18 protein-coding genes are annotated in these 14,836 nt (G+C 54.7%); 8 read left to right on the top strand and 10 right to left on the bottom strand.

All coding sequences use genetic code 11. The features are described from left to right. Nucleotides 1-36 precede the first annotated feature (36 nt). Entirely contained in the window at nucleotides 37-2,235 is a 2,199-nt protein-coding gene (locus TAM4_RS03855; RefSeq protein WP_014121932.1) for an elongation factor EF-2, read from the top strand. Nucleotides 2,236-2,329: 94 nt separating this feature from the next. Continuing rightward, complete coding sequence (locus TAM4_RS03850) at nucleotides 2,330-3,259, top strand: RsmB/NOP family class I SAM-dependent RNA methyltransferase (protein WP_048149916.1); 930 nt, start codon at nucleotides 2,330-2,332, stop codon at nucleotides 3,257-3,259. Here the strand turns inward: TAM4_RS03850 and TAM4_RS03845 are convergent. From TAM4_RS03845 to TAM4_RS03830, 4 genes are all read right to left on the bottom strand, one after another. Then, entirely contained in the window at nucleotides 3,246-4,238 is a 993-nt protein-coding gene (locus TAM4_RS03845; RefSeq protein WP_014121930.1) for a hypothetical protein, read from the bottom strand. The two genes, TAM4_RS03850 and TAM4_RS03845, sit on opposite strands and share 14 nt — an antisense overlap. Further along, nucleotides 4,238-4,810, bottom strand: coding sequence for a metallophosphoesterase (locus TAM4_RS03840; protein ID WP_014121929.1), 573 nt, complete (start codon nucleotides 4,808-4,810; stop codon nucleotides 4,238-4,240). Before TAM4_RS03840 ends, TAM4_RS03845 begins: the two co-directional genes overlap by 1 nt. A gap of 8 nt (nucleotides 4,811-4,818) precedes the next feature. Beyond that, nucleotides 4,819-5,463: a hypothetical protein gene (locus tag TAM4_RS03835; RefSeq protein ID WP_048149913.1), complete on the bottom strand. Its 645-nt coding sequence runs from the start codon at nucleotides 5,461-5,463 to the stop codon at nucleotides 4,819-4,821. Nucleotides 5,464-5,558: 95 nt separating this feature from the next. Further along, nucleotides 5,559-5,996 carry a hypothetical protein gene (locus tag TAM4_RS03830; RefSeq protein WP_048149909.1) on the bottom strand — a complete coding sequence of 146 codons (438 nt, stop codon included), beginning with the start codon at nucleotides 5,994-5,996 and terminating at the stop codon, nucleotides 5,559-5,561. Between the two features lie 96 nt (nucleotides 5,997-6,092). On the opposite strand from TAM4_RS03830, the gene TAM4_RS03825 reads away from it, so the two are divergent. The 4 genes from TAM4_RS03825 (at nucleotide 6,093) to TAM4_RS03810 (ending at nucleotide 8,663) form a co-directional block, all read left to right on the top strand. Then, nucleotides 6,093-6,359, top strand: a complete 267-nt coding sequence (locus TAM4_RS03825; protein ID WP_014121926.1) for a 50S ribosomal protein L35ae — start codon at nucleotides 6,093-6,095, stop codon at nucleotides 6,357-6,359. Between the two features lie 32 nt (nucleotides 6,360-6,391). Further along, nucleotides 6,392-7,528: a tRNA (guanine(10)-N(2))-dimethyltransferase gene (locus TAM4_RS03820; RefSeq protein WP_014121925.1), complete on the top strand. Its 1,137-nt coding sequence runs from the start codon at nucleotides 6,392-6,394 to the stop codon at nucleotides 7,526-7,528. 49 nt (nucleotides 7,529-7,577) lie between these two features. Next, complete coding sequence (locus tag TAM4_RS03815) at nucleotides 7,578-7,958, top strand: hypothetical protein (protein ID WP_014121924.1); 381 nt, start codon at nucleotides 7,578-7,580, stop codon at nucleotides 7,956-7,958. A 63-nt stretch (nucleotides 7,959-8,021) separates the two neighbouring features. After that, a complete protein-coding gene (locus TAM4_RS03810; RefSeq protein WP_014121923.1) occupies nucleotides 8,022-8,663 on the top strand; it encodes a hypothetical protein in 642 nt (213 codons plus the stop codon). A 38-nt stretch (nucleotides 8,664-8,701) separates the two neighbouring features. Here the strand turns inward: TAM4_RS03810 and TAM4_RS03805 are convergent, their stop codons facing one another. From TAM4_RS03805 to TAM4_RS03780, 6 genes are all read right to left on the bottom strand, one after another. Next, nucleotides 8,702-11,017, bottom strand: coding sequence for a glucodextranase DOMON-like domain-containing protein (locus tag TAM4_RS03805; protein WP_014121922.1), 2,316 nt, complete (start codon nucleotides 11,015-11,017; stop codon nucleotides 8,702-8,704). 242 nt (nucleotides 11,018-11,259) lie between these two features. Then, nucleotides 11,260-12,042 carry a 5'/3'-nucleotidase SurE gene (gene surE, locus TAM4_RS03800; protein WP_014121921.1) on the bottom strand — a complete coding sequence of 261 codons (783 nt, stop codon included), beginning with the start codon at nucleotides 12,040-12,042 and terminating at the stop codon, nucleotides 11,260-11,262. A 2-nt stretch (nucleotides 12,043-12,044) separates the two neighbouring features. After that, nucleotides 12,045-12,509 carry a type II toxin-antitoxin system VapC family toxin gene (locus TAM4_RS03795; RefSeq protein ID WP_014121920.1) on the bottom strand — a complete coding sequence of 155 codons (465 nt, stop codon included), beginning with the start codon at nucleotides 12,507-12,509 and terminating at the stop codon, nucleotides 12,045-12,047. After that, nucleotides 12,490-12,684 carry a hypothetical protein gene (locus TAM4_RS03790; protein ID WP_014121919.1) on the bottom strand — a complete coding sequence of 65 codons (195 nt, stop codon included), beginning with the start codon at nucleotides 12,682-12,684 and terminating at the stop codon, nucleotides 12,490-12,492. The genes TAM4_RS03795 and TAM4_RS03790 overlap by 20 nt, the downstream gene beginning before the upstream one ends. 73 nt (nucleotides 12,685-12,757) lie before the next feature. After that, the gene (locus TAM4_RS03785; RefSeq protein WP_014121918.1) at nucleotides 12,758-13,135 is read right to left on the bottom strand and encodes a type II toxin-antitoxin system VapC family toxin; all 378 of its coding nucleotides are present in this window, start codon (nucleotides 13,133-13,135) and stop codon (nucleotides 12,758-12,760) included. Continuing rightward, nucleotides 13,132-13,350, bottom strand: a complete 219-nt coding sequence (locus TAM4_RS03780) for an AbrB/MazE/SpoVT family DNA-binding domain-containing protein (protein WP_014121917.1) — start codon at nucleotides 13,348-13,350, stop codon at nucleotides 13,132-13,134. Before TAM4_RS03780 ends, TAM4_RS03785 begins: the two co-directional genes overlap by 4 nt. A gap of 96 nt (nucleotides 13,351-13,446) precedes the next feature. Here TAM4_RS03780 and TAM4_RS03775 point away from each other — a divergent pair, with 96 nt between their 5' ends. Both TAM4_RS03775 and TAM4_RS03770 read left to right on the top strand, forming a co-directional pair. After that, on the top strand, nucleotides 13,447-14,421 hold the full coding sequence (locus TAM4_RS03775; RefSeq protein ID WP_014121916.1) for an archaeosine biosynthesis radical SAM protein RaSEA: 975 nt from the start codon (nucleotides 13,447-13,449) through the stop codon (nucleotides 14,419-14,421). Nucleotides 14,422-14,564: 143 nt separating this feature from the next. Next, the gene (locus TAM4_RS03770) at nucleotides 14,565-14,834 is read left to right on the top strand and encodes a 2-oxoglutarate ferredoxin oxidoreductase subunit delta (RefSeq protein ID WP_014121915.1); all 270 of its coding nucleotides are present in this window, start codon (nucleotides 14,565-14,567) and stop codon (nucleotides 14,832-14,834) included. Nucleotides 14,835-14,836: the final 2 nt, after the last annotated feature.

Genomic DNA, 14,836 nt, shown 5'->3' with positions numbered 1-14,836 from the left:
AGTTAAGCCGACAAGCTCATCCAAAGGTGGTGCGTTATGGGAAGAAGGGAAGAGATGATTGCGAAGATTAAGGAGTTGATGACCCAGCCTGAGAGAATCAGGAACATGGGTATCGCCGCTCACATTGACCACGGTAAGACGACTTTGAGCGATAACCTGCTCGCCGGAGCAGGAATGATCAGCGAAGAGCTCGCCGGAAAGCAGCTCGTCCTTGACTTCGACGAGCAGGAGCAGGCGAGGGGTATTACGATCAACGCGGCCAACGTTTCGATGGTCCACAACTACGAGGGCCAGGACTACCTCATCAACCTCATCGACACCCCGGGTCACGTTGACTTCGGTGGTGACGTTACCAGGGCCATGCGTGCCATCGACGGTGCGATTATAGTTGTGGACGCCGTTGAGGGAGTTATGCCCCAGACCGAGACCGTCCTCAGGCAGGCTCTCAGGGAGTACGTCAAGCCGGTTCTCTTCATCAACAAGGTTGACCGTCTCATCAAGGAGCTCAAGCTCGGCCCGAACGAGATACTCCAGAGGTTCGCGAAGATAATCACCGACGTCAACAGGCTCATCAAGCGCTACGCCCCCGAGGAGTTCAAGAGCCAGTGGATGGTCAAAGTTGAAGACGGTAGCGTCGCCTTCGGTTCGGCCTACTACAACTGGGCCCTCAGCGTCCCGTTCATGAAGAAGACCGGCGTTTCCTTCAAGGACATCGTCGAGCTCACCAACAAGGGCGACCTCAAGGGGCTCCGCCAGAAGGCCCCGCTTCACGTCGTCGTCCTCGATATGGTCGTCAGGCACCTCCCGAACCCGCTTGAGGCCCAGAAGTACAGGATCCCGCACCTCTGGAGGGGAGACATAAACAGCGACGTCGGCCAGGCCATGCTCAAGTGTGACCCGAAGGGTAAGATGGTCATGGTCGTCACCAAGATCATCCTCGACAAGCACGCCGGTGAGGTTGCTACCGGCCGCGTCTGGAGCGGTACCGTCAAGACCGGTCAGGAGGTCTACCTCATCAACAGCAAGAGGAAGGCCAGAATCCAGCAGGTCGGTATCTACATGGGTCCCGAGAGGATCAACATGGAAGCAGTTCCCGCTGGAAACATCGTCGCCGTCACAGGACTGCGCGATGCGATGGCCGGTGAGACGGTCTCAGTTGAGAAGATCGAGCCCTTCGAGGCTCTCCACTACACCAGCGAGCCCGTCGTTACCGTGGCCATAGAGGCCAAGAACGTTAAGGACCTGCCCAAGCTCATCGAGGCTCTGAGACAGCTCGCCAAGGAGGACCCGACCCTTCACGTCAAGATCGACGAGGAGACCGGCCAGCACCTCCTCAGCGGTATGGGTGAGCTCCACCTCGAGGTAAAGCTCTACAGGCTCAAGACCGAGTGGAAGCTCGACGTTGACGTTTCACCGCCGATCGTCGTCTACCGCGAGAGCGTAACCAAGAAGAGCCCGATCGTCGAAGGAAAGTCCCCGAACAAGCACAACAGGTTCTACATCACCGTCGAGCCGATGCCCGACGAGATTTACGAGGCAATAAGGGAGGGCATAATCCCCGAGGGCAGGCCCAAGAACCCGAAGGAGGTCGCCAAGAAGTTGGCGGAGCTCGGCATGGACTACGAGCTTGCCAAGGGCATCGTCGACGTCTACAACGGCAACATGTTCTTCGACAACACCAAGGGTATCCAGTACCTCAACGAGGTCATGGACCTCCTGGTTGACGGTTTCCACATGGCGATGGACGAGGGACCACTGGCTAAAGAGCCCGTCATGAAGGTCATCGTCAGGCTCCACGACGCCAAGATCCATGAGGACAACGTCCACCGCGGTCCGGCCCAGATCTACCCGGCCATCAGGACGGCCATCCACTGCGCCATGATGAAGGCTGGTCCGGTCCTCTACGAGCCCTACCAGAAGGTCATCATCAACATACCCTACGAGTACATGGGTGCCGTCAGCAGGGAGCTCAACCAGAGGCGCGGTCAGCTCATCGACATGAGGCAGGAGGGCGAGGTCATGATCATAATCGGCGAGGCCCCGGTTGCCGAGATGTTCGGGTTCGCCGGAGCCATCCGTGGAGCCACCAGCGGAAAGGCCCTCTGGACAACCGAGCACGCGGGCTTCAAGAGGGTTCCGAACGAGCTCGCCCAGCAGATAATCAGGCAGATACGCCAGAGGAAGGGCCTCGACCCGAACCCGCCGACCGAGAAGGACGTCTGCCCGCAGCAGTGAGCCTTTCGCTTTGTCCCTTTTCTCCCTTTCTCAGTTCGTGGGAGTGGTCCATGCACAAACGAAGGATTTTAAACCCCCTCCCCAATTCCTCACCATGCTCGAAAAGCTCTTTAGCCTCGGCTACTCTAAGACATTCGCGGAGCGCTATTACGAGCTCTGGGGCGAGAGGGCCTTAGCTATTGCCGAGGCGATGGAGAAGCCCCTGCCGAGGTGCTTCCGCGTAAACACGCTCAGGATAGAGGTTCCAAAGCTCACCAAGCTCCTCAACAAGAAGGGCTTCCAGTTCAGGCGCGTCCCCTGGGCGAGGGAAGGTTTCTGCCTCACGCGCGAGCCGTTCTCGATTACCTCCACGCCTGAGTATCTGAGCGGTCTCCTCTACATTCAGGAGGCCAGTTCGATGTATCCGCCCGTTGCCCTCGAACCAAAGCCCGGTGAAACCGTTGCGGACATGGCTTCCGCCCCGGGCGGAAAGACAAGCTATCTGGCCCAGCTAATGGAAAACGAGGGCATTATCTACGCCTTCGACGTCGGCGAGGACAGATTAAAGGAGACCCGGCTCAACCTCTCGCGCCTTGGCGTTACGAACACCGTCCTCTTCCACCGCTCTTCGCTCTACATAGATGAACTCGGCGTTGAGTTCGATAAAATCCTCCTCGATGCCCCCTGCACCGGCTCTGGAACCATACACAAGAACCCCGAGCGGAAAGCTAACAGAACTATGGAGGACGTCAAATTCTGCCAGAACCTCCAGATGAAGATGCTTGAGAAGGCCTTAAGCGTCCTCAGGAAGGGCGGAATCCTTGTCTACTCCACCTGCTCCCTCGAGCCCGAGGAGAACGAGTTCGTAATCCAGTGGGTTCTTGATAACTTCGACGTTGAACTGCTGCCCCTCCGCTACGGTGAGCCCGCTTTGACTAAACCCTTCGGAATCGAGCTGAGCGAGGAAATAAAGAAGGCGAGGCGCTTCTATCCTGACAAACACGGAACGAGCGGCTTCTTCGTTGCGAAGCTCAGGAAGCTTTAGTCTCAGCTTTTTTGCCGGAGCTCTCCAAGAGCTTCTCCTCGATCTCGTGGAGCTTTTTCCGAACGTCTTCACTCAGAAGCTTTTCGAGTTCCTCCCTGGCCTTCTCGGCCAGCTCGAACTTCGACTTGAACTTCCCGAGCTTTACCCAGGCTATCTTCTTGCCCTCCACGAAGACGTCTATGTCGCAGAGCCTCTTGTAGCCCCTGTATTCGAGCCCCTTCAGCAGGAACTTCACGCGCTCCGGTTTTTCCCACGTCAGGAGCTTGAGCTTGTAAACGGGAACGCGCATGAATGGCCTCGGGTAGTCCCAGTCCCAGCCCTCGCCGACGATGAAGCCGAGGTCGAGATCCTCTATGACGAGGATCAACCTTTCGATGTTCTCTTCGTAGCGTCTCTCGGTGTCGTAGAGCTTTATCGTCAGCTCGTTCCACTCTGGCAGGAGTTTAAATAGCAGCAGAGGGGTGTCAATTAGCAGTTCCCGGTAAACGCTCAGGAAGTCCTTCCTCACGAGAACTGCCCCTTCCACATCTTCCGGCCCTATTGGCGAGCTCAGTTTCTTCCTCGTAACGGAAATCACGGTATCGCAGGCCTCGCCGAGGTTCAGGGCGTCGAGCTGGGTCATTACCTCGCCTTCGAACTTCTCGGCGAGCAGCTTCAGGGCCTCGTCGACCTTCTCAGGGACGCGAAGGAGGATTATCGTGCTCTCAATCTCTATCCTCTCAACGGGTAGCTTGCTGTTCGCTACCTCTGCGAGAACAACCTTCGCTCCCCTCCTTATCAGAAAGCCCGTCTCCGGCGGTATCGTCCGGGTCTCTTTCGGCGGTGTAACGAGCAGTATCGTCTCGAACTCGCTGCTCTCCCTTATTGCCTCCTCAGTTGGAATCTCCTCAACGCCAAAAAGCTCCCGGATTCCGGATTTCAGTCTCTCAACGTCCCCCCTCAGGAACACGATGGAGGGACCGAAGCGGAGCAACCTCATCACAATCCCCTCCTGAGCTTGTAACCGCGAGCGGTGTCGGTTCCCACGGGGTAGTCCACCTTCACGACCCTCCCGCTCGGCAGGAAGATGAAGTTGACGCCGAGAATCGCGTTCAAACCCTTCGGAATGACCTTGAAATTGTGGCCGTAGAGCTTGAAATCGGCAGCTTTACCGGCAACGTCCCTCCAGCAGTGGCCGAGGGCGAAGGTCTTCCCGCCAATCTCGACGACGCTTCCCGGCTCAATCAAGTTCTCCCCGAAGAACCGCCGTAAGAGTTCCGGGTCGTCCTCGTTGCCCGGAACTATGTAGAGCCTCGCGCCGGAACCTTTGAGGATTCGCGCGAGCTTTCGCAGACCGGCTTCATAGGTCGGTTTTAAGTCGGGCCTCCGTTCGAGCTTGACGTTGTCGACCAGGTCCCCGGTGTGGATAACAACGTCCGGCCGAAACTCCTCGATGAGACTTTCAAGAAAGGGGTAAACGCGCTCCGGCGTGTCCCCTATGTGCATGACGAGGGTTTCTTTACTCTTTTGCCTGAGTTTTCTGAGCTTTCTCTTCCTCAGGAAGCCGAGCATGGGGAGCACTAGTAGAGGTTGGGCGGTTCGTGTATATTATTCTTTTCCCAGCAGTGTTTTGTTATCAACACACCTGCGAGCAGGGCGACTCCGAAAAATACGGTGGCAAAAAGCGTGAGCTGGTCTGACTTCATAACACCGCCCCAGAGAAAGAGGAATGGAACGTACGCCATGAAAAGCAGTACACCCAGGGAGCTTGGATTCATCTCTTCCTTATTGGCCTTGAGCTCATCGAGGCCCTTATGGATTCCCATCGTGAGCAAAACGCCAAAAATCCAGATCAGGAGGAATAGACCAAGGGCGGAGAGACTGTCCTCTGTTTTTATTGCCCAGGCGAAGGAAAACGCGGCTGTTATAAAATAAAGGGCGACTGCAACGTTTCCAGGGGTTTTTGCTGGCTTGGATAATGTTATATGTGAAGCGTAGTTTACTGAGGAAAACCAAACTGCCATAAACAAGAGCTGAACGACTATAAAGCTTCCAATCTGTGTTTTTAAACTCGTTGAGGCAATTGCAGGAGCGACCAGCCAGCCGAAGAAAAAGCCCGCGTTCCAGATGGTGTATCCAAGCCGTTTTCCTTTAACGGTAACCGCAACTATGGGGGCGATTACAAACCCAAGGAGAATGGGGATTTTAAAAAGTAATCCCCCCAAAACACTTGCCCAGTCAATCTCGACAGGGAGGGTCCCTCTCCAGTACGTGTCGATAGTTATTATGTAGTCGGAATTTTTTCACCAATGGGATGGAACTAGATGAACTGGTAGAGGCTCACGTTTATGGAATCGTGTCTTAAAGCCCACCAGAGCAGGTCTCTTGGCTTATACCCCATCTTGAAATGTACCGTGATCGGAATGAGCTCCCCCGGCCTGTAAACGTTCTCCTGAACGCGGAGTATGCTGTAATCGCGATGGAACGGGCCTGTAACGTTCCAGTGGCCAAGGTGGTAAACGCTCTGGCTCGGCGACAGGTTTAGTTTGGTGGGGTTGATTATGTATCCCTCGCAGGTTCCGTTGGCTATAAAATGAATTCCCCCACCTGTGTTAACTGCAGTAACCTTTATCGGGGAGCAGTTCAAGGTTGCGTTGACCTTGGGTACTGATGATACCTCACCCGCGCTTGAGGGAAGTACAAACAGGAAGACCAACCATAGCCCGAGAGCAACCCCAAGGATAGCCCTGGCCTTCATTTTAATCGCCGTGAGTAGTTGGTATTCTTTAAAAAGTTTTTTCAAGGTCGGCAAATTTTAAAAATCCACGTTCATACCTCTTTCCGGGTGAGGGTCATGAGCACGAGGAAGGCTCTGATCCTCGCCTACGCCGGTTCCCACGAGCACAGGCACAACCACCACATGATTCTCAAGCCGATCGGCGTCGAAGACAGGGCCGGGGCGAGCGCCCTCATCGGCAGGAAGGTCGTGTGGAGAACTCCAACAGGCAGGAAAATTTTCGGAAAGATTCTCAGGGCCCACGGCAACCGTGGGGAGGTCAAGGCCTACTTCAAGCCCGGCCTCCCGGGCCAGGCCCTCGGTGATTACGTCGAAATCCTTTAAATCCCTCCATCATTTCTTTTTCCGGTGGGAGAATGGAGCTTGTGGAGATCAGAGAGGGACTCGCGAGGGTACTGGTTCCGAAGGCGGAGAGAATATACGACGCGCCGGTTTTCTACAATCCCGTGATGGCGCTCAACAGGGACATCAGCGTTCTGGTCGTGAAGGCTCTCTCTCCCGGGCGCGTTCTCGATGCGCTCTCGGCAACAGGAATCAGGGGTCTCAGATACTCCCTTGAAACGTCCGCGAGAGAAGTCTGGATGAACGATATTAACGAAGAAGCCTTCCGCCTGATCCTCAAGAACCTTGAACTTAACTTTGGATTGACACCCGAGGTCATGGAGGGTATGGCAGAGCTCAAGCTGCCGGAAAAACGTCTCTTTGTAACCCTTGGCGATGCAAATAGGATCATGTCCGAGAACTTCAGGTACTTCGACTTTATAGACCTGGATCCGTTCGGATCGCCCGTGGAATTCCTTGATTCGGCCCTCCGCTCCGTGAAGAGAAGGGGCTTTCTCGGTGTCACGGCGACCGATACAGGGGTTCTCTGCGGGGCCTACCGGAGGGCATGTCTGAGAAAATACCTCGCCGAGCCAATTCGCGGCGAGCTCTGCCACGAAGCGGGCCTCAGGATCCTGATAGGCACAATCGTCAGGTATGCGGCCAAATACGATCTCGGTGTTGAGGTTCTGCTTGCCTATTACAGGGACCACTACTTCCGGGTATTTCTGCGGCTTAAGAGCGGGGCAAAAAAGGCCGATGAGAGCGTTGACCTACTGGGCTACCTCTGGCAGGATGAGCGGGGGGAGTTCAGATACGAGAGGGGATTCCTCCCCGGAAATGAGGGAGCGTACGGGCCGATGTGGCTCGGATCGCTTAAGAACGGGGCGTTCATCGAGGAACTCCTGAGACTCGCCAAGACCTCCGAGGAGTCTATATCCCACAGAAAAACCCTCCAATTCCTATCACTTCTGGCTGAGGAGCTCGACGTGCCGTTTCATTACGACACCCACGCGCTTGCGAGGAGAAACGGCCTTGAGGTTATGAAGGTTACGAGTGTTATCGAGAGGCTCCGCTCCCTTGGTTTTGAGGCAACGAGAACGCACTTTTCCCCGACAGCCATAAAGACGAACGCGCCCTTCGAGGTCGTGCTCCGGAGCATGGCAAAGTGAGGGACAAGACTTATTACTTTATAAGGCTTAATATGCCCCGGTGATCGCGATGCCCGTGCACGGTGGTATGGAGGGACTGACCCTCGCCGGCTTCAGCATAACCGTAATACTCGTTTCCGCCCTGCTGAGCCTGCTCATCGCCGCGTTCTTCATGGAGATGGGGGCAAAGCTCGCAGGAATAGAGAACGTTACCCTCGGAAAAAGCCTGATCGCAATACTCGGCGGTGGAATCCTGGCGATGATAGTCGGGGCAATATTCGTTTTTCTGCCGGTTATCAATTTCATCCTGGCCTTTATAGCGTACCTCTGGGTCATTAAGACCGTCTTCAACACAGGCTGGCTCAGGGCCTTCGTGGCGTGGCTCCTCGCGGTGATCCTTGCGATAGTCATCAACGCGGTGATCCTGTTCGCAATCTCGGCCGTCCTTTGACTCTCTTCTATTTTGTCCGGACGGAACGCAAGGTATAAATAGGTTCACGCCCTTCACTGGGTGATGGCGCTGATTTTCACCGTCCCGGAGGAAAGGGAGAAGATAATCCCCTTCGAGGGTTTTCCCCTTGGGATAGAGAGGGGTAGCTCCATTGCCATGCTATTCTCCGATGAACTCTCGGAGGTCTTTCTCCTCGCCTACCTCGAGGCCGCCCTCCTTGAAGGGGGAAAGGTTTACCACGTTCAGGTCGGCGGTGGTTTTTCTCCCCTGGTGATCCGCAGGATCGTGAGCGATACAGGAAACTTCCATTTTGGGAAAACGTACCGCCTCCAGGATGTAATCGGGGCCATGGATTTTGTTGAGCCCGGTTCGGCACTGGTGGTCTCTGGGTTTCCCCTGCTGGACGGCAAAAACGGCTCGGCTGTTGTAAAAGTACTTGAGAAAGCCAGTGAGCGGGATTTAACCCTGGTTCTGACTCATACACCTCTAGTTCTCAACGAACTGGATCTCTTCGGCGAGTTCAGGCGGTACTTTGAGTTCCCGGAGCTGTTTGAATACCTCATGGTCGCTCGGGTCACTTCCTACAGGGGACACTATCGTCTGGGCATATCCCTTCTGCGGGCGCCTGGAGAGCTGGTTGGTCTCCTCGGGGAGCATTCGGTTCCAATCGACAAAGAAATAGCCCCTCTTCTGAATGCCCTTTGAACTCAGAAACGCGGGAAAATAAAACAAAAGGAAAGGGTTCACTTCCTCCTCCTGAGGAGGAGCGGGATTATTGCGAGGCCGACTATGGCGGCCGGACCGCAGAAGCCCTTGCCACCACCGGTAGTGGTCGTGGTAGTGGTAGTCGTTGTGGACTCGGTGGTGCTGGTGGTAGTTGTAGTTGTTGTGGTGGTCGTGGTAGTGGTCGTGGTAGTAGTTGTCTGAATCGGGCTGAGGGTGTAGGTGAACTTCAGCTCCTTGTTGGCCTGGATGGAGACGTCAAAGCTCTCCTCCTTGTAGCCGTCCTTCTTGATCACGACCTTGTGGGTTCCGATCGGAAGGACGTACTGCTCGAGCGGGGTCTCTCCAACCTTCTTGCCGTCGATGTAGACCTCGGCGCCGCTCGGGTCGGTGATTATGGTAAGCATTCCGGTGAGCTTTGAGAGGGTCACCGGAACCTCGAGGGTCTTTCCGGCCTGGATTGAGACGCTGAACTCCTCATCCTTGTAGCCGTCGAGCTTGAGGACGACGTTGTGAAGTCCGGCCGGGAGTTCAAGCTTCTCTATGGGGGTCTTTCCGACGACGGTTCCGTCGATGGTAACGGTGGCGTTAACCGGATCGCTGGTTATCGTGAGGTAGCCGGTTGGAACGACCGGGATCATGTCAACGGTGGCCCTCTTTCCTGCGCTGGCGTTGTAGCTGCTGAGCTGCTCCTCCTGGCTTGGGGAGAACCAGTCTGGGACGAGGAGGTCCATGACGCGCGGGGCAACGCCAGCTATAATAGCGTCAGCGTCACCACCACCAATCCTCCACTGGGAAGCGTTAACCTGAACATCACGCCACTGGTCAACACCGTAACCGTCCTGGCTGCCAACGAGAACGGCAAGCCTCGGGAACTTGATGCCCTCAACCTTGAGGCCGTCGCCGAAGTACTTGGCCGGAACGACAACGTTGATGGTGTTCTGGCCCTGGTCGGCGAACACGTCGATGTCGTCAAGAACGGTTCCGTTCGGAAGAACGAGGGCCTTGCCCCATCCGTAAACCCTGAAGGCGAGGTCCCACGGGTGGTTCGGGTCGAGGTTAACGTTGCTTCCGGGTCCATTGTCGGCCATCTTTATTGCTGAGGTGTTGCCTCCGTCCTTGAAGTCGAAGTAGGCTTCGATTATCTGCAGGCTGAAGCCGTTCGGTCCGTTCCACGGGTTGCCTCCGAGGTTCTTGAAGTGGAAGCTGAATATGTACTTGTCACCGGCCTTGAGGATGTCCACACCGGTAAGGTCGAAGAGTCCGGTCTTGTTGAAGACGGGGTCGGTTGGATATGTGTAGGTTCCCGGACCGTGGTCGTCACCAACGGGATCCGAGATCGAGAACACCTTCTCGGGCGCACCGTACTTGGCGACTACCGCCGCCCAGTGGAGTATGTTGCTGACGAACTGTGGACCGTCAAGCGCGACCCCGTGGTAAAGCGGGCTCCAGGTTGGCTCATAATCACCGTACGGGCTCTCGCCGCTGACGATGAGCAGGCTCTGGGTACCGTTGAGCGGGACGATCTGGGCCGCGAGAAGGGTAAACACTCCAGTGTCACCGGCGAGGTAAGCGTTGGCCATTGGGTCGTTGTTCTCGACGATCGTACCGTTCTCGCTGGTCACCACAATCCTGTAGGTGAGTGGCGGCTTTGAGGTCTCGTTGAGCGGGTGCCAGGTTCCGTTCTCGTCAACCCAGGCAACAACACCAGGACCGTGGTAGAGGACCTTTCCACCGTGGAGGAAGCCCTCGGTGAGCATTCCCCTGAAGGGTGTGTCAGGATCGGGGTTAACGTGACCAACAACACGGTATCCTGCGCCGGCGTTGCTGCTCGGGTCTTCAACTGAACAGAGGTCGACTCTAAGGTTTCCGTATCCGAGCTGCTCGAGGAGGCTGTCCGCTATGTCCTGGGCCTGGACGCCGCTTCCGTAGTCGCTGTCAGCTGCTACCCAGAGGACTTTGCCGCCCTGGGCGAACCAGTCCCTGATGGCCTGTATCTCATCGGGTGTGAATGGGCTTGTTGGCTGGCCGAGGATGAGTATGTCAACGTCCTTGAGAGCCTCTGGGGTTATGGTGTCTCCAAGGTTCTTGATCTTGGTGTTGTTGGGGAACATGTCGGGGCTTCCGAAGTAGGCCCACTGCATGTCTCCGACGCCTTCAACGATTGAAGGCGCGAGAATGTGGCTCTGATTGTTCTTGTCAACGACTGGGTCAACTAGATACTTGGCATTCTCACCGTGACTTAAGTCCACTGCAACGGTGGTAGCGCTGGCCATGGCAAATCCGAAAACGCTAAACAACACGAAAGCCGCTATGATGGTTGCTAGCCGCTTCATGGCGTTCACCGGTTAGAATATCTTCACGGAAGTTATAAATTTTGTGAATCCCAAAGGTTTTACATCGCGAAAAACCTATGGATCGCAAAGTATTTCCGGTTGGGGGTCCATATTACCAAACATGTTTCAGGTTCTGGGATTAGGGGTGTTGCTGGACTTGGAGACTTTGGAAAAAACCAGCGGTCCAACTCAGAAAACACAAAAGTTTCTGATGGTCGAGAGAGTAAATGCCCCCACCAGCCCTATCCAGAGGGAGTTAAGAACAGCTCCTTTAATTTCCCAAACTCCACCCTCGCCGTCATGTCGATGTTTATCGGCGTGATGCTGACCTTTCGCTCGACCTTCAGGGCGTAGGCATCTGTCCCCGGCTCGAAGTCTTGGACAAGTTTGCCGACAATCCAGTAGTAGGGATTGCCCTTAGGGTCAATGCGCTCTTCGACCGTCGGAGAGTAGCGCTTTCTCGCGAGTCTGGTGATTGCTATCCCCGTCTCCTCCGTCGCGTCGCTCGGAACGTTGACGTTGAGCATGTCAACGCCCTCCGGAAGGCTCCTCTCGAGGACAGCACCGGCTATTCTCCTGAGGAAGTGCGCTGAGACCGAGAAGTCAACCCCTTCACCCTCGCCGAGGGTTTTCTTCCACTCCACCTCGAGGCTAATCGCTATGCTCGGAATCCCGTGAGTTGAGGCCTCTATCGCTGCTGAGGCCGTCCCTGAGACTGTTATCTCCGTGCTCAGGTTCTCGCCGAGGTTAATCCCGCTGACCGCTAAATCGAAGCCACCGAAGCGAGCCAAAGCGAAAATCACGCAATCCGTTGGAGTCCCGTCTATTCCGTAAGCCACTTTCGCGCCGGGAACATCGAGGCGCTTGGCCCTTATCGGCCTGTGGAGCGTCATGGCCCTACCGCTCGCGCTCCTCTGGAAGAGGGGGGCAACGACGTAGACCTCGCCGAGCTCACTAAGGGCTTTCACCGCCGAACGAAGTCCATTGGAGTAGATTCCATCATCGTTGGTGAGGAGGATTCTCAAGGCTACACCTCCAAGTCCTCAACTTTTGAAATCGCTAAAAGACCTTCCCGTGGTGCAACGGTAAGCAGATCAGAATCAAGGCTCACTATTCCGTCGAGGCCGTAGTATTTGGCGGTTGCAAGGATTAGAGCGTCGCTTGGAAGGAGACCATAGGTGGTGACAATTGTAAGCGCCTCAACTATTATCTCATTCGTTGTATCCAGGAATTTCGGAAACGCGAGAAGGGGCAATATAAAGTCGACAAACTCATTGCCGGCCTTTTTAACAAGCTCTGGATGCTTTTTTAAGCCCCAGTATCCCTTACCTGTTCTGTGCTTGAGATACATAAAAAGAACTTCATTGTAAACTACGTCGTTTATAAACAGGGAGTATCTCCCCGTGAACAGCTTCTCGACAAGTTGTTCGGCTACACTATTCCCACGAAAGTTCTCAATAAACACGTTGCTATCAAGGAACAAGCTCATCATACATCTCTGCCTCCAGCTCCTGCCAGGGCTTTGCTCCCTTCATAATCCCCTTCGCGCGTTTGAGTGCCTCCTCCACGTTTAGTTTTCCCTGTAGCATCGCCAGTTCAATCTTTAGCCGTTCAACGTTTTTTTGAGATGTTTTAATTACAATGTGGACTTCGGTAACTTCCTCCATTTTCCCACCAACCATTTCTCGACGCAAGGAGATTTAAACCTTCACCACCCTGACATCGAGCTTTTCAAAGTTCCTATCGAATGTATAAATCTCTCCTATGTCGAGCTCTTTCATCATTAACGTAGGCCAAAGCGTCGTTCACGCCGAGGTTTTTCTCCTCGGCTATGAGAGTTGCCTTCAAGTAATCACTGGGAGAGACCGGAAGAACTTCAATGTTCTCACCCGTTAAAACCGCCAGAATGACCTCAACGGCCTTCTTCTTTCCTCCCCTACTTTCAACGACGTTGGCCACCTCGCTCAGATGGACGACCGTAGTTACAACACGCTCGCCATCACTCACCCTTGTGAGTATTGCCTTGGCCCGCTCCTTGATTTCCTTAACGTTCTCCGAAGGCTCCCTCTTCGGCCTTAGAAACGCGTATATGAAGACGTTGGCATCAATAAACCTCATTCCATCCACAGCTCCTTCTTGAGCTCCTCCCACTCCTTCAGCTCATCAATCTCAACGCTGTCGAAGAACTTCTTCAGGTCCACCCTTTTCCTCGGAAGGAGCTCCACCCTGTCTCCAAGGTCAACTATTATGACTTCGTCGCCAAGCTTCTCCCTAATCTCACGGGGAATGAGAAGTCTGCCTTGGGAGTCGAGGCGTTTTACCATTACTTCCATATTCTCACCATTTTTTGGTTTTATTACCACCCTTAAATACGTTTTGACATGGCTCACCTTTAAAAACCCCTGTCCCAACGCCCCTCAGGTGAGAGCATGACCTACTGGACGAGCGAGGACAACGTCGCTGGCAAACCGGGAACGGCGCTCTTCATAATCCTGCCCACGATAGGTTGCTACCGGTTCAGAATAGGGAAGGCCTGCTACATGTGCGCCTATCCAACGGCCGCGCCGAGGGTGAAGTGGAGTCAGGAAGCGATAGTTGACTACGTGAAGGAAGCGCTGGAGAAAATCAGAGATAAAAAAGGTCCTTTCGCGGTGAGAATGTTCACATCGGGTTCTTTCCTCGACAACGGTGAGCTCAAACCGGAAACGAGGAGAAAAATCTTTGAGCTCTTAGCCGAGATGGACAACGTTGAGGAAATCGTCATCGAGAGCAGGAGTGAGCTGGTTCGCTACGACGCGGTTAAAGAGCTGGCCGAGATAGTCCCGGACAAGCACTTCGAGGTTGCCATAGGGCTGGAAACGGCCAACGACGACGTCGCCGACGTCTCGATAAACAAGGGCAACACCTTCGAGGACTTCGTGAGGGCCTCAGAGATAACGAGAAAGGCCGGAGCGAAGGTCAAAACCTACCTCCTGCTGAAGCCGATTTTCCTGAGCGAGAGAACGGCCATCGAGGACGTCAAGGAGAGCATAATCAGGGCCGAGCCCTACACCGACACCTTCTCGATAAACATCACGGACATTCAGAAGAGGACCCTCTACGAGAGGCTCTGGGAGAAGAACGAGTACCGCCCGCCGTGGCTCTGGAGCGCGGTCGAGGTTCTAATCTGGGCGAAGAAAAAGTTTCCGAACAAGAGAATCCTGAGCGATCCCGTTGGAGCGGGCTCGAAGAGAGGCCCCCACAACTGCCTGACAGACTACGACAGGGTTATCGGCAGGGCGATAAAGAAGTTCTCGGCGACGCAGGATTTGAAATACATCGAAAACCTCAAGCCGGAGTGCAGGGAGCGGTGGAGCTACATCGTCGAGAACGGTTTACTTGACTGGCAGTTGGTTACCTGGTGATTTTTTGGAGGAGCTCTGTTCTCCAAAACTTTTACTCCATGAAACTGGGGTTCGCGGATGAACTTTCTCTGGACATCGATGTCCCTCCACGAAAGCTTTAAATGTTGACAAACGTAAAAGCGCCTGTTGGTGGGGTGAGGCCTATGGCGGAAAACGCGAATACTGTTGTTGAAAAAAACGGATATCTTGTCGTCGGAAAGGCGGAAGGAATCGTTGAGATTGACGTTGATACATTTCTCTGCAAGGGCTGTGGAATTTGTGTCGAGATGTGCCCGAGGAAGGTCTTCGAGTGGAGCAAGGAGCTCAGCGAGAAGGGTGTACACTACCCGGTCCCTGTTCACGCGGAGAAGTGCGTCAAGTGCAAACTCTGTGAGCTCCTCTGCCCGGACTTCGCCATCGCGGTAAGGTGGTGACC

It is taken from the genome of Thermococcus sp. AM4, from assembly GCF_000151205.2.
In the GTDB taxonomy this organism is placed as follows: Archaea; Methanobacteriota_B; Thermococci; order Thermococcales; family Thermococcaceae; genus Thermococcus.
Note: the sequence above shows the minus strand (reverse complement) of the source record. Positions and strands in the feature narration are given on the sequence as shown.